Below are 14,706 nucleotides of genomic sequence, written 5' to 3'. Positions count from 1 at the left end.
TATACAATGAAAAATCAAGAAATTCAAACTACACACAAAAAAGGAAAACTTGAGAAAGGATTATTTATTTTAGGCGGTACATGGACTGCTGTCTTTTTACCCGTCATCATAATAATAATTGCGTTCATTATTCCTTTTAGCGATGCAACAACTCGTTCTTACATACTTAAAGTAACAAATACCGAAACGGGTAAATTATTTTTATTTTTCATGATTTCATTGCCAATTTGGTGCGCATTACACAAGATTATTGTGATTTTACACCATCATAAAATCTACCCAAAACGGGAAAAGATACTTACCGTTGCTCTAGCTCTTGCCTGGACTATCCATGCCATTTATATTTTGTTTGTTCGAATGTAAATAATAAGATATTTAGATATGATTCATAGCCAAAAAGCGTTATCCGGTTGGATAACGCTGATTAATGTTAAAAATTAGTAATACGTCATTTCTCTAACAATATTCGTTTGTTTATTTTTTTGATCTTCTCTTATTTTTGTTGCAGTAAGCCAATTATTTTTGTCATTAAAGGTTAAAAATTGAGTAGTGGAGTTCACTGAATTTTTACTTGCCGATAAATAAGTTGATTGTATTGCTGTTAAGCGATGATTATTATCGTATTGATATAAAAAGTTACTTTCATTTTGGGTATTGTTACTAAACTGATATGACACATTAGCTAATTGCTGTTTTTGATAATTAAATGTATAAGATGATGCACCATTTTGATCAACACCGGTAAATTTACCTTGTTCATCCACTCCTTTAAGCTTCCACTGCACCTGTTTGCTGATCAGACAATTATTAATATCATATTCATAACTATCCGTTTCAATGAAGATAAAGTCTAAAGCCTCTTTCGCTTGTTGCGACTCAACTATTTTACCTTGACTGTCGGTTTTAAATTGAATGATACTGCTTGTTTTATCGTCCAAATCTTCAATAAAATTTTCCCAACCAACGGTTGTTTTTTGCAAATATTCTGAATAAACACGTTTATTCTCATCCGTGAATAAAACATATTGGCTTTGAGTAATTAATCCATTTTGATCATAATTGAGTGTATGCTTAGCCGTTAACTCATTATGATTATTCATTCTTGTTGTTGATGTTCTAACTTCTTGTTTAATACCATGGGCTGGTAAATCAATAAAATCCAAAATTTGAAAAATATAATTATTGGCTTGAACCCTATTTTGAGTGGAATCATCACCACAACTTAAAGCCATTACAGTTGGTGAAAGTAACAACAGACAGAGTGTTATTGAACACGGTAATATTTGTTTTTGCATGACTAACCTATTAAAAAGTGATAAATATTTATCCATTGGTAATAGTAACCTAACTTCAACTATTACTTTATATACAGCTATTTTTTGCGCATTAATAAAGCATTTTCCCAATCGACTTTTTTTTCTTGTTTTTGATTACGTGAACGATCATTTTTTGGATCACTCTTATCTACTTTTTCAGCTTTATCGGCATGAATTAAGGTTTTACTTCCTCTACGAGGGGGTTTATCTAAAAATGACAGTAATGCTTTGGTATATTCATGTTCGCAAGAATAAAAAATCTTATCTCGTGAACCTTGCTCGACAATTTGAGCATCCTTCATAACAATTACTTGATGACATATTGAATAAATTAACGCTAAATCATGACTAATAAAGAGATAACTGAGCTGATGCTTTTTTTGTAAATATTTCAGTAAATCAATAATTTGCTTTTGAGTGGTGTGATCTAAAGATGAAGTTGGTTCATCTAATATCAATAATTCTGGTTGTAAAATTAGTACTCGAGCGATAGCAATACGTTGACGTTGCCCTCCAGACAATTCGGTTGGATAACGAAAACGTAAATCAGGATCGAGACCGACCTCTTGCATAATACCAATTACCGCTTTTTTACGTTCACCTTGACTCAGTTTTTTATGAGTAATTAAACCCTCGATAATAATTTGCTCAACGTTAAAACGAGGATTGAGTGACGAAAACGGATCTTGAAAAACGACTTGAATTCGACTTCTAAATGGTAATAGCTTTCTGCCTGTTAAATTTTGTATGGGGTAGCTATCAAATAAGATTTCACCTTGAGATTTAATCAATCTTAAAATAGCCAATGCTGTAGTGCTTTTTCCTGAGCCCGATTCCCCGACAAGACCAACAGTTTCACCTTGATGTACTGTCAAACCAACATTATCAACAATTCTTTTTTGTTCATGACTAAAAAGCCTTTTTTTAGTTATTACATCCACATTAAGATGGTTAACGCTAAGCAATATTCCTGGAGTTTGAGGTAAAAGAACTGGATCACCACTTGGTTCTGAATTTAGTAATGTTTGAGTATATTCGTGTTCAGAACATAAAAAAATACGTTGCTTACTGTTATATTCTACAATTCTACCTTTTTGCATAACGGCCACTTTATCAGCTAACTTTTTGACCATACCAAGATTATGCGAGATAAATAACATACTCATATTCAATTCATTTTTAAGCTCTTTAAGCAATTGAATAATCTGTGCTTGTACGGATACATCTAAAGCGGTAGTTGGTTCATCAGCAATCAATAATTTAGGATGGGTTAGAATTGCCATGGCAATCATAACCCGCTGTCGTTCTCCACCAGATAGCTGATGAGGAAAAGCAGATAATTTACTTTTAGGTTCTTTAATTCCAACACGATCAAGATATTGCAAAATTTCGCTACGAGCAGCATTAAGACGCATACCGCGATGCAATGATAGTACTTCATAAAGTTGTCTTTCAACTGTATGTAATGGATTAAGCGACACCATAGGCTCTTGAAAAATCATACTAATTTGATTGCCACGAATTTTACGAAGCTCTTTATCGGGAGCATGAAGCAAAGATTGCCCCTCAAACAAAATATCACCCGTTGGATAACTTACCTGCTCTTTACGTAATAAACGTAAAATAGATAATGCAGTCACACTTTTACCTGAACCTGATTCACCAACCAATGCAAGTGTTTCTTGTTCATTAATATTAAAACTCACATTGCTTACAACACGCAATTGTGATTGTGTATCACGTTTGAAAGCAATACTTAGATCCTCAACAGATAATAAAGTAGTACTCATTGATACACTCCCTTGTTTGGATCAAAAGCATCTCTGATTGCTTCACCAATAAAAATTAGCAAAGATAGCAAAGTTGCAATAATTAAAAAAGAGCTAATACCAAGCCAAGGCGCTTGCAAATTATTTTTACCTTGTAGCAACAAACGACCAAGAGAAGGTGAATCAATCGGTAAACCAAAACCTAAAAAATCTAAAGAAGTTAATGTAGTAATTGAACCACATAAAATAAAAGGTAAAAAAGTTAATGTTGCAACCAATGCATTAGGTAAAATATGACGAAACATAATTTTGCTGTCAGCAACCCCCATTGCTTTGGCTGCGCGGATATAATCAAAATTACGAGTACGCAAAAATTCAGTACGCACAATACCTGATAAAGCCATCCAACCAAATAACACTGTTATCCCTAGTAACCACCAAAAATCAAGAGGTAAAATACTCGCCAATAAAATAATCACAAAAAGCTCTGGTAATCCACACCAAATTTCGATAAAACGTTGCCCAATCAAATCGACTTTACCACCGTAATAACCTTGAATCGCGCCGATGATAACGGAAATAATTGTGGTAAATAGTGTTAATAAAATGGCAAAAAACATCGAAATACGAAAACCATATAATATATTTGCCAACACATCAAACCCAGCATCAGTGGTACCTAACCAATGTGTGTTAGAGGGTGATGTAGGAAAGGTACTTGGTGTATCATAAATTAACGTATTATAACTATACCGAAATGGTGGCCAAACCATCCAACCATCAGCTTCTATTTTATGCTGCACAACCGGATCTAAAAAGTTAGTTTGCGTATCAAATTGTCCACCGAATTTACTTTCAGGATAGAAATGAAAAATAGGATAATAAAAACTATCCTGATATTTAATAACAATCGGCTTATCGTTTGCAATAAAATCGGCAAAGAGGCTAATCACAAAAAAGATCAAAAACAACCAAAGTGAAAAATATCCACGCCGATTATGTTTAAACCGTTGCCAACGTTGCTGATTAATAGAGTAATTGCAGGTCATTAATTGCGTGCCTCAAAGTCAATGCGTGGATCGATCACCATATAGGACAAATCAGATAATAACTTAGTAATCAGTCCAACTAATGTAAAAATATACAGCGAACCAAAAATAACAGGGTAATCTCGTTGAATAATCGCTTCATAACCCAATAGACCAAGACCATTGAGTGAAAATATTATTTCAATAAGTAACGAGCCGGTAAATAAGATGCCAACAAAAGCAGCCGGAAAGCCCGATACAATTAGTAAAGTCGCATTACGAAACACATGATTATAAAGGATCTGCTTTTCAGTTAAACCTTTGGCTCTCGCAGTAATTACATATTGTTTACGGATTTCATCTAGAAAAGAATTTTTGGTTAGCATAGTGAGAGAAGCAAATCCACTGATCACCATAGCAATAGTCGGTAAACAAATATGCCATGCGTAATCTTTTACCTTACCCCAAAAATCAAGCTGTTCAAAATGATTGGAAATTAATCCACGCAATGGGAAAATATCCCAATAACTGCCACCTGCAAACAGCACAATGAGTAATACCGCCAATAAAAAAGCGGGTATTGCATAACCAATAGTGATTAATGTACTTGACCAGAAATCAAACATTGATCCATCTTTAACCGCCTTACGGATCCCTAAAGGAATTGAAATAAGATAAATAATTAGGGTACTCCAGAGCCCTAATGAAATCGAAACAGGCAAACTTTTAGTAATTAAACCAATTACCGATTCACTTTTAAAAAAGCTATCACCAAAATCAAACATGACATATTTTTTTAATGTTTCAAAATAACGTTCCACTATTGGTTTATCAAAACCGTACTGTTTTTCGATCATAACAACAATTTGTGGATCAAGACCACGCGATCCTCGATAATTTGACTCATTTTTATATTGTTGCAATTTTACTGCATTATTATCGATTCCCGGCAAAATTGCTTGTACTGCCTCCGGACCATTTTCAATCATGGCTAATGCTTGATCAACCGGACCACCTGGTGCGACTTGGACGATAAAAAAGTTAATCGTTAAAATTACAAACAGCGTGGGAATAATGAGTAATAATCGTCGAGCAAGATAATTAAGCATATTAATGTTTCCGATTTTTAGTCAAGCTATTTGCTTTATCTGCATCATACCACCAACTATCGATACCAATAGCGTAAGCGGGATGAACAGCTGGCTGTCCAAATTTGTTCCAATATGCATAATAAGTATTGCTGTTATACCACATTGGAATCATGGGATATTCATGAGTTAAGATGCGATCAAGTGCGCGCCCAAGAGGAATCAGTTCTGATTCATTCTCTAAGTTTCGAGTAATTTCAGCGATAATTCCGTCAATTGCTTGGTTATGTAATCCTGAAGCATTCCATGATGAATTAAGATATTCACTTCCCCAAAGGATCATTAAGTCTGATGAGGGATAATTTTTAGCGCCATAATTACGTGGCATCATATCATAATCACGCTCACGCAAACGACGTGTAAACTGAGCATAATCAAGTGACACTATTTTCATGGTGATACCTAAACGAGCTAAGTTTTTCTGAAAAGGTGTCGCATATTTAACATCATCTCCGAGATATGTAACTAGTTCAAATTCAAAAGGTTGATTGGTTTTGGCATTAACTAATTTACCTCCTTTAATTATCCATCCTGCTTGTTTAAGTAGATCTGTCGCTTTTAATAAATTATCACGATTAAATCCAAAACCATCACTTTTAGAGATATAAAAAGCATTATCGAACGACTGTTCAGGGATAATATCTTTATACTGATTAAGCCATTTTAATTCTTGATCACTTGGAGTACCTATCGCAGCATAAATAGTATTTTCAAAAAAACTGTAAGGTCTTTTGTAGCTATCGTAATAAAAGGCATGATTTAACCATTGAAAATCAAATGCTAAAGTGATCGCTTCACGAACTTTGACATCATTAAACAAATCTTTTTTCAGATTAAAAGCTAACCACTTGGTATCTACAGCAGTTTGAATTGGTTTTTCTTGTTTGATAATATCATTTGAATCAAAATATTGGCCTTGATATTGAGTAAACCAATTTTTGGGCTGCCCCTCACCACGGAGATCATATTCACCTGCTTTAAATGCTTCTAACGAAATACTACTATCCATATAGTATTCAATGCGTTTTTCATCAAAATTATTCATCCCTTTATTAATAGGTAAATTGCTTGCCCAGTAGTTAGGATTGCGTTGATAAACCACATAATGTCCCATTTTATAATCGCTGATAAAATAAGGACCACTACCAACTGGTGGGGTAGTAATTGGCTCAGAAAAATTGTGATTTTGCCAAAAATGTTGTGGTATAACAGGCATATTGCCAACAAAGGATAATAATTTTTCCCTATTTGATTCAGGTAAATCGATACGCACATGGTAGTCATCGAGTGCTTTAACAGTAATATTTTGATTATATAAACGATATTGTGGAACGCCTTCTGTCATAAATTTATGAAAAGTAAATTCAACATCATGTGCAGTGATCGGTTTTCCATCTTGAAAACGGGCATTAGGATTAATGGTAACTTCAGCCCAACGATAATTATCAGAATAAGTAACGGATGTCGCAATTAGCGGATAAAAACTTGTAATATCATCCGCTAAATTCGTAAAAAGGGTATCATATAATGATCCAGAATTTTTTTCGGGTGCGCCTCGACTAGCATAACGATTGAAATTATCAAAAGTACCTAATTCGGCGAGTTTAATCGTTCCGCCTTTGGGTGCTTTTGGATTTGCATAATCAAGATGATCAAATTCATCAGGATATTTAGGCTTACCTAACAAAGAAAAAATAGTTTTATGATAGATTTTTTCAGTAATTTGAACAGGTCCTACGAGAGTAGCCTCATCATTTATTATTGTTTGGCTTGGCAAAACAGTATCAGCTTTCACCTCTATTGAAGTTGGCGATTGTGCTGGCGGATTTTCTTGAGCATTAACCGTCATAGAACAAATAGTTAACCCACTTATACAGCTTGTGATAAGTAGTGTATTCATTTTTTGTTTGAATTGGTTAATCATCCTAATGTCATTCCTGTTTAATCACTGGTATAAATATTGGTGAGTACCATTGAAATTATTGTCATCATGATTCAAAACATTTTCCCACCTATAATAGTTCATCTATTTTGCCAAACTTCAACTAAATGAGCAAAACCTAATTAATAAACTCAAAAATAAATACTAGAGTTAACATTAAAACAGATATTACATTTATTAATACTGTCTTTATGAGTCGATAAATATAGGATTTAATTCACTTACTCTTTTATAAAACTAACCTTTATGTAAATAAATTTCAGGTAAATATAACGTTTGAGTTCACATTTAAAATTATTCTCTGTATTTTTACATTCAACCGATTATAGTATTAATAGAGTAAATTATAAGCTTTTTAAGCTTTAGAAGAGAAAGCGTTTAGTAAATAACTTAACAAAACAAATAACGACGAAAATCGATTTACTTGCATAATACCTATTTAATGTAACAATAGAGTATATAATAAAATTAATTATATAAAATTATTGGTTTTTTATTTATGTCTTATAGCTCAGGTATCCAATAAAGAAGGATAAATTAATCTATCGACAATTAAAAAAGGACAATGATTATGATGGCAGAATCTTTTTATCAATATTGGGGAAAATGTCGACAAAATAACGATAATCATACCTATCATTTGCTTGTGTATCATAATTTGGATGTAGCAGCATGCGGTTATCATATCGTCAAACATAATTATTTAAATTCTTTTGAATTATTTGAACAAATAGGTTTTTCCTCAAAAGATAAAGAACAAGCTGCCCTTTGGTTTGCTTATTTTTTAGCTTGGCATGATATTGGTAAATTTGCTAATGGATTTCAAAAACTATTTAAGCACAATAACCCACAACTGGTTTCTGCTGATCCCTCAAAAAGGTATTTTTCTAAACATGACTCGCTTGGTTATTGGTTATGGCGAGAATCCTTATTATTTAATCCAGAAATACAATTGGAGAAATATAATCGAAAAATTGAGAACTTATATGATATTTGGTTGTTAATTATGACTGGGCACCATGGGAAGCCACCTGAACTAAATATTAAAGGTAATTTATCATTTAATCAGAAAGATAAAAAAAGCGCATCTGATTATATTCAAACAATTAACCAACTTTTTACTCAAGATAACAAATTACAACCTTATCCAAAATTTTTTTTCAATAAAGCTCATCAAGAAAAACTGAAACAAATAAGTTGGTTGATTGCTGCTTTAGCCGTTATCAGCGATTGTTTAGGATCAAATGAACAATTATTTTCATTCATTTGGCAAGTGATGCCATTAACTGAATATTGGCAAAATCATGCAATCATTCAAGCTGAAAAGGCCATAACAACTTTACCCAAATCATCTCCTGTTGCTCCTTTTAAAAATGTGAAAAGTTTATTTCCTTTTATTGAAAAACCAACGCCATTGCAAGCGCATGCATTAACCTGTCAATTATCTAAAAAAGGCCCTGAATTATTTATTATGGAAGATGTTACTGGATCGGGAAAAACCGAAGCATCAATGATATTAGCAAGTAGATTAATGTCAGATCAAAAGGCAAAAGGAATATATATCGGTCTACCAACTATGGCAACAGCTAATGCTATTTATCAACGCACAGCAAATGTCTACGAGCAATTATACCAAGTAGGCAGTCACCCATCATTAGTGTTAGCACATGGTGCTAGCTATATGAATCCAAATTTTACGCAATCAATTTTAACGAAAGATGGCATCATTCAACAAAAATATCCTAAAGAAGAACAATTTATCAGCGCTGAATGTAAAGAATGGTTTGTCGATACACGCAAAAAAGCCTTATTGGCAGAAGTTGGCGTAGGTACATTAGATCAGGCTTTAATGGCTATTATGCCATTTAAACATCAGTCATTACGTTTATTAGGTTTGCGGCATAAGTTACTTATATTAGACGAGGTTCATGCTTATGACAGCTATATGGTAAAACTATTAGAGGCATTACTTCATTATCACGCTTTACAAGGTGGTTGCGCCATTATTTTAACTGCCACATTACCGGACTTTTTACGTGAAAAGTTACTCAATGCATTTTATAGAGGATTAACTAATAGCCAACAAGACTTATCTTTAAAACAGCCATTACCGTTTCCACTTATAACTCAACTTAATTATCATGGCTTAACTGTACAACCAATAGATACCAGAGAAGACGTGAAACGTGAAGTTAAAATAGACTGGATTACCGATGTTCAAGCAGGGATAAATCAAATTCAACAAGCAATAGAAAAAGGTAAGATTATTTGTTGGATAAAAAATAGTGTAGCAGATGCAATTGACTTATATCAACAATTACAACTCACCTTGAATATAGACACCGATCATATTTTACTTTTTCATAGTCGGTTTGCTTTTTGTGATCGATTGGAAATTGAAGAAAAAGCCTTAACATGGGCAGGAAAAATCTCAAATAATGAAATTCGCCAAGCAAAAGTGATCATTGCAACCCAAGTAATAGAACAATCTTTAGATCTTGATTTTGACGAAATGATCAGTGACATCGCGCCTATTGATCTCTTAATACAACGTGCAGGACGTTTACAACGGCATGTGCGAGATAAACATGGTAATATCAAACCTTATAATAAGCATGCGCAAGCCGAGGATGAACGCGATCCTCCAGTGCTTACGGTGTTTGCACCACCTTGGCAAGATGATCCCAAAGGAAATTGGCTCACCAATCCTGCCTTTCACAATACCAGTTATGTATACCCTAATCATGCTTATTTATGGTTAACTCAAAAAATCCTTATTCAGCAAAAGTCTATTAAAATGCCACAAGATGCACGTTTATTGATTGATTCTGTTTATGCTGAAGATATCGAGCTTCCTTCAGGGTTATTAGAAGCTTACTATAAAGAAAAAGGAAATTCGCTGAGTCAATCCGCTATAGCCAAGCAAAGCCTATTAAATTTCAACAATGGTTATAAACGAGATATTAATAGCTATTGGGATAATAGCATCGAATTATCAACCCGATTATCTAAAGATAATATCGATCTATATTTAGCTTATAATGAAGAGGAAAAAATAATTCCTTATAGTATTAATCGTGAATATGCATGGGAACAAAGCCGTGTGACCATCAGCCTATCAAAATGGCAAAGAATAAAAAATAGCATACCACAGCTTGATCCAGTAAAGTTAGAAAAGATTAGAAAAAAATTGCATAGACCACAAGCAATCATCGTTCTACTCGAAAAAGAGAAAGATTCACTATTTTACTCAAAATTATTAGGTTTTTATGCCAACTAATTGTAACAATAAATTGTAAACCATTAAGAAAATAAACTGATTTAAATCATAGATGAAATATTTTAAAACAGAATTAATTAAAAGAAAGGTGAAGAAAGAAAACAGTATAGATGCAGTGGTGACCAATATAAAATATCCTTAAAAAAGGAGCTATCGCTCCTTTTATTTCCAACTTACAATACGTATTGGATTGCCATTTATATCAACAATCGCTGTGACAACATTTTTAGTAATCTTACCGCTATCACCCTTTTTACCGTTAAATGTGGTGATAATTGTGAAAGTATCATCGTTATTTTCGATGTATTTCGTTTCAAGATGTTTATAAGTGCTAACATCTTTCATTTTAAATTTTATGAATTTTTCAAGTTTACGATGAGCACCATTCTCACCAGTAAATTGAGAACGAATTAGATGCTGTCTTTCTAATATGGTTTGTAACTCAGCTTGTTGAGTTTTATATTCCAAATTATCAGGAACAAGTTCTAATAATTTACTATATAAATCAAATTTCTTCTGTATTTCAGATTCAGGAGTAGCATTAAGCTCATTCGACAAATCTGCAATTTGTTTTTGAGTATTGACTTTTGTTAACTCAGTTTGAGCTTGATCTTTCAATTTCAATAATGCTTCGTCTTCTGTAACCTGATATTTACTCGCTAAAGAAATCGCTTCATCATATTTTTCTTCAGTGATTAACTGATTAATTTGTAAAAGAATATTATCTTTATTTGCATTAAACTCAGAAATGAGTATTTGTTTTTCTTTTTCCATCTGATTGTCGCTGCCAATTAATGAAGATTGAGTAAAAAACCAAAACGCACCAACAATCAAGCAACCACCCAAAAACCAAGCTAAAACACGCTGCCATGTTTTCATAAAAATCCTTAATCCTTTGACTACTAAAAGATTGCCTACTTTACAACAATTTAATTATTTAACAAATACTCTTTTTATAAAAATTTTATCATAACTTTATATAAAAATAACATTTATAGTTGACTGAAACCAAATAGAACCAAACTTTAAAATAGTAATCCGTTAATAATAACTTTTTGTATAAAATTAATATTTTATCTTTTATCCATATTTAGTTTATCAAAATATGAAGATTATATCTAAATTAGATACGTTGGCAAATGAAATGCATAAGTAAACCAATTATAAATAAAATAGCAACTAATACATAGAGTTAACAATAAAGTTCGTGTTTACTAACTCGAAGTTTAGTGATTGTAGGATAATAAATTAAAACGCATGCGATTCAAATAAGTAAGTTGACCTAACCTGCTGTTTTATTGCCTGTTTGGCTAATTGAGCTTGATATTGAGCTCCAGAATATTGCTATGAGTATAAAGGCATTGTTTTGTTAAAATCATCTCCTGCTTCTTTATCATCGGGTTGGTAAACAATATTAGATGAGGATTGACTTGTTTCAGTTTGTTTAAATGTTTTAATGATGACAACTATTTAAAATGCTTTAGTTATTGATATTAATAACTGTTTTACCTATGTTCAATAAAATGTTAAAAACGATCATTTCTGATAATGTCAGTAAATTTACTCAATATGACTCTTTAATTAAATAATTTGAATACTACTGCTGTGGATTAGAAATAATGGTTTAAACCAATCAATAATTTTTTACTTAAACGTATAGTTAACCTCAAACTTTTTTTCATTCCACTATTAATTACTTAATAAAATCAGGGGTAATTATTTATTACTGATGACCAAAATGACTATAAATTAAAATTTAAAAAAAACAATGATCTATTATGCGCAACTGTCATTATTTAACTAAATCCAAAATATTATTGATGGCTGTTTTGGCTTGATGGCTATTTTTCCAACAAGTTGAGCCTGTTAATAATGCGCCTTTGCTTAGTATTTCATCTAAAGTGGCATGGCGTAATTTATCAAAAGAATCAAGTTCCATTTGTTCGAGTCTGTCAATAATTTTGCTACCCACAAATTTTAGTTGTAACAATTGTTGGCGCTCTTTTTCTGAAAAAGCCATATCATTCCTATTTGATTACATTGATATTAAGTTACATTTAAACTAGTTCGCTTAACTTTTTCCACTTTCTGATTTTGGTTCGAAACGATTTAAACGGTGCCACAGAATTGATATGAAGAAAGCGCGCTACGGTCCAAGATTCAGGGAAAGGTTTAGTCCAATTACGTTTGTCTTTAATAAATAATGTATCATCGTCCAAAGATTCAATCCAATTATTCCAGATAACAAGTTTCTCGTTAAATAATGTAATTAGTTCTTGTAATGAATAATCCTGATAAATCTTATAAAAGTGTTGATATAATGTGCCTAACTGATTCCATTTGTAGCCTTCTGCTGGTAATGTTGGGGTTTGTCCAGCAAGTTCATCATCATCCCAAGACTTAACAAGATCCAACCATCCTAACTGATAAGCAATCATTTGCACAGGAGTACGATCGACACCATGAATTAACTGATCTTTTAGAGATTCTGTTAACGTATCAAATTCTTCAATAAACAATTTAGCGGTTTTGTTTATTTCATTCAATAACTGTTGTTTACTGGTATAAGCCATAGACAGACTATCCTTATTTTGCTTTATTTTTATATTGATTTAATTCTTCATTAATAAAATAACGAATCAAATTAGCATATAACTCTTTAATAATATCGCCATTTAGTCCTAACTCATTGGCCCAAAGTTTTCGTTGCTCAAGCATAGTGTCAAAACGGGATTTGGCTTGCACGTCACTGGCACTTTTTTTAAATTTACTAGCAGCTTTTACATATTCAAAGCGAGCTGCAAATAGTTTAATAACAGTGTGATCAATCTGATCTATCTCTGAACGAATCTCGTCCATATTAGTACATTGTTTGGCGGTTAACTTAGGATTATATTGCATAATATTTAGCCTGTTAAAAATCAATCAATGACTATCCTAGCATTATGTTGTTTTATATAAAACTATTAATCATAATTTTTAATTTTGAATTATATTCAACTAAAAACAGTCAGAAATTGTTCGATTTTATCTATTTTTATTTCGTTAGGGGAGATTTTAATTATACCTTCACAGCGTTTATGAATTCGTTTGTTTAATTCTTGCTATAAAACGCCCACAATATTTGGGAAATCAGATTAGACGAAAATAATACTCTAATATACAGTTAGATACATTACAGTATAGTAATTTAATGTAAGAACTATTTTAGATCGTATTAATTCATTAGAAGTTTTTTTCGCGCTGGCAGTAATGAAAGCTCAGGATAACTACTGAAGCTAATTAATGCCTTCTCTTTTTTGCTCTACAAACATGCAAATATAACACGTTGAATTTATTATAATTATTCGATTAAACTAAGAGATACATGCCGTCACTGCCAAATAAAAAACAGTCTCTATCTCTTGATTTGGATTTTTTATTTGTGTACCAGTTAAAAGTAGAATTTTCCATACTATAATAATTATAGATATATTGTTTAGGTACATTATGTACCATACACCTAATAATATGCCTAATCATTTGATTATAAATGTTTATTACCTATCTTTAATAATAAGATTACTCTTCAATAAATGGTTCGTACTTAAATTCAATATTAATTTTTGAACTTTCAAGATCAACAGTAACAATACAACCAGCCCATATAGGTTTTCCGTTGGTTAAATTGTTTTCTAACATATATTTTTTTAGTTCTAGTATTGCATCAAAAAGATCATCTCTAGCTCGCGATACTGGTCTATAGTTTTTTATATTACCTAACGAATTTATATAATTAAAAGTATAAGTACCAACGTCGTTTGTTCCAGTTATCTCTATTCTTGCAATTATTTTTTTACTATCGTCTGGCGCACTAGTAATCAAAATTCCACCAATTTTATTATAAATATCATTATTCATTAATTTCCTCCGTGTGGACGATTATAAAAATCTTTATATATGGTGTCTTTTCCATCAATATAATAAGACACTTCAAATTTATATGGTCTTATACCACTACTATTATAAATAGGCTCAATTTTAACTTTAACCGTTTTTCCTTCTTCTAAGGCTTTTACCCATTTATTTTCCATTTGTTTCCATACACCACGATTAAGGTTGGCATTCATTGGTAGCAGGTTAATCTTTTCGCCAGCTCCATTTAGTAGGGTAGCAATTAAATGACCGCCTTCGTCACCTTCAATGCCTTGTTTACCTGCTTTCAATTGTTGATAAGTATTTCT

Annotated in this window: 12 protein-coding genes and 1 pseudogene; 2 read left to right on the top strand and 11 right to left on the bottom strand. The window is 32.1% G+C overall.

Annotation, left to right across the window (positions count from 1 at the left end):
• The first annotated feature begins 6 nt into the window (after positions 1-6).
• A complete protein-coding gene (gene frdD, locus J4T76_RS06770) occupies positions 7-363 on the top strand; it encodes a fumarate reductase subunit FrdD (RefSeq protein WP_267340037.1) in 357 nt (118 codons plus the stop codon).
• Between the two features lie 74 nt (positions 364-437).
• Here frdD and J4T76_RS06765 read toward each other — a convergent pair whose 3' ends face one another.
• The 5 genes and pseudogenes from J4T76_RS06765 to J4T76_RS06745 form a co-directional block, all read right to left on the bottom strand.
• Positions 438-1,295, bottom strand: a complete 858-nt coding sequence (locus J4T76_RS06765; protein WP_267340039.1) for a hypothetical protein — start codon at positions 1,293-1,295, stop codon at positions 438-440.
• Between the two features lie 236 nt (positions 1,296-1,531).
• Positions 1,532-3,106: pseudogene (gene yejF / locus J4T76_RS06760) on the bottom strand (microcin C ABC transporter ATP-binding protein YejF); the annotation flags it as partial.
• Positions 3,103-4,134 (bottom strand): ABC transporter permease, encoded by a 1,032-nt coding sequence (locus J4T76_RS06755; RefSeq protein ID WP_267340043.1) that lies wholly within the window; start codon positions 4,132-4,134, stop codon positions 3,103-3,105. The gene J4T76_RS06755 and the pseudogene yejF, both read right to left, overlap by 4 nt.
• On the bottom strand, positions 4,134-5,222 hold the full coding sequence (locus J4T76_RS06750; protein ID WP_267340044.1) for a microcin C ABC transporter permease YejB: 1,089 nt from the start codon (positions 5,220-5,222) through the stop codon (positions 4,134-4,136). The genes J4T76_RS06755 and J4T76_RS06750 overlap by 1 nt, the downstream gene beginning before the upstream one ends.
• Position 5,223: 1 nt before the next feature.
• A complete protein-coding gene (locus J4T76_RS06745; RefSeq protein ID WP_267340045.1) occupies positions 5,224-7,185 on the bottom strand; it encodes an extracellular solute-binding protein in 1,962 nt (653 codons plus the stop codon).
• A 589-nt stretch (positions 7,186-7,774) separates the two neighbouring features.
• Here J4T76_RS06745 and cas3 point away from each other — a divergent pair.
• A complete protein-coding gene (gene cas3 / locus J4T76_RS06740) occupies positions 7,775-10,483 on the top strand; it encodes a CRISPR-associated helicase Cas3' (protein WP_267345425.1) in 2,709 nt (902 codons plus the stop codon).
• Positions 10,484-10,645: 162 nt separating this feature from the next.
• Here cas3 and J4T76_RS06735 read toward each other — a convergent pair whose 3' ends face one another.
• The 6 genes from J4T76_RS06735 to J4T76_RS06710 form a co-directional block, all read right to left on the bottom strand.
• Positions 10,646-11,362, bottom strand: a complete 717-nt coding sequence (locus tag J4T76_RS06735; RefSeq protein ID WP_267340048.1) for a hypothetical protein — start codon at positions 11,360-11,362, stop codon at positions 10,646-10,648.
• 913 nt (positions 11,363-12,275) lie between these two features.
• Positions 12,276-12,503 (bottom strand): hypothetical protein, encoded by a 228-nt coding sequence (locus J4T76_RS06730; RefSeq protein WP_267340050.1) that lies wholly within the window; start codon positions 12,501-12,503, stop codon positions 12,276-12,278.
• 37 nt (positions 12,504-12,540) lie between these two features.
• The gene (locus J4T76_RS06725) at positions 12,541-13,056 is read right to left on the bottom strand and encodes a ClbS/DfsB family four-helix bundle protein (protein WP_267340052.1); all 516 of its coding nucleotides are present in this window, start codon (positions 13,054-13,056) and stop codon (positions 12,541-12,543) included.
• A gap of 13 nt (positions 13,057-13,069) precedes the next feature.
• Positions 13,070-13,384, bottom strand: a complete 315-nt coding sequence (locus J4T76_RS06720; protein ID WP_267340054.1) for a chorismate mutase — start codon at positions 13,382-13,384, stop codon at positions 13,070-13,072.
• Positions 13,385-14,044: 660 nt separating this feature from the next.
• Positions 14,045-14,383, bottom strand: coding sequence for a hypothetical protein (locus J4T76_RS06715; RefSeq protein ID WP_267340056.1), 339 nt, complete (start codon positions 14,381-14,383; stop codon positions 14,045-14,047).
• The gene (locus J4T76_RS06710; protein WP_267340057.1) at positions 14,383-14,688 is read right to left on the bottom strand and encodes a DNA/RNA non-specific endonuclease; all 306 of its coding nucleotides are present in this window, start codon (positions 14,686-14,688) and stop codon (positions 14,383-14,385) included. Before J4T76_RS06710 ends, J4T76_RS06715 begins: the two co-directional genes overlap by 1 nt.
• Positions 14,689-14,706 lie beyond the last annotated feature (18 nt).

Source organism: Gilliamella sp. B3022 (genome assembly GCF_028751545.1).
In the GTDB taxonomy this organism is placed as follows: Bacteria; Pseudomonadota; Gammaproteobacteria; order Enterobacterales; family Orbaceae; genus Gilliamella.
The sequence above is the reverse complement of the archived record's forward strand: the minus strand, read 5'-3'. Positions and strand labels throughout refer to the sequence as shown.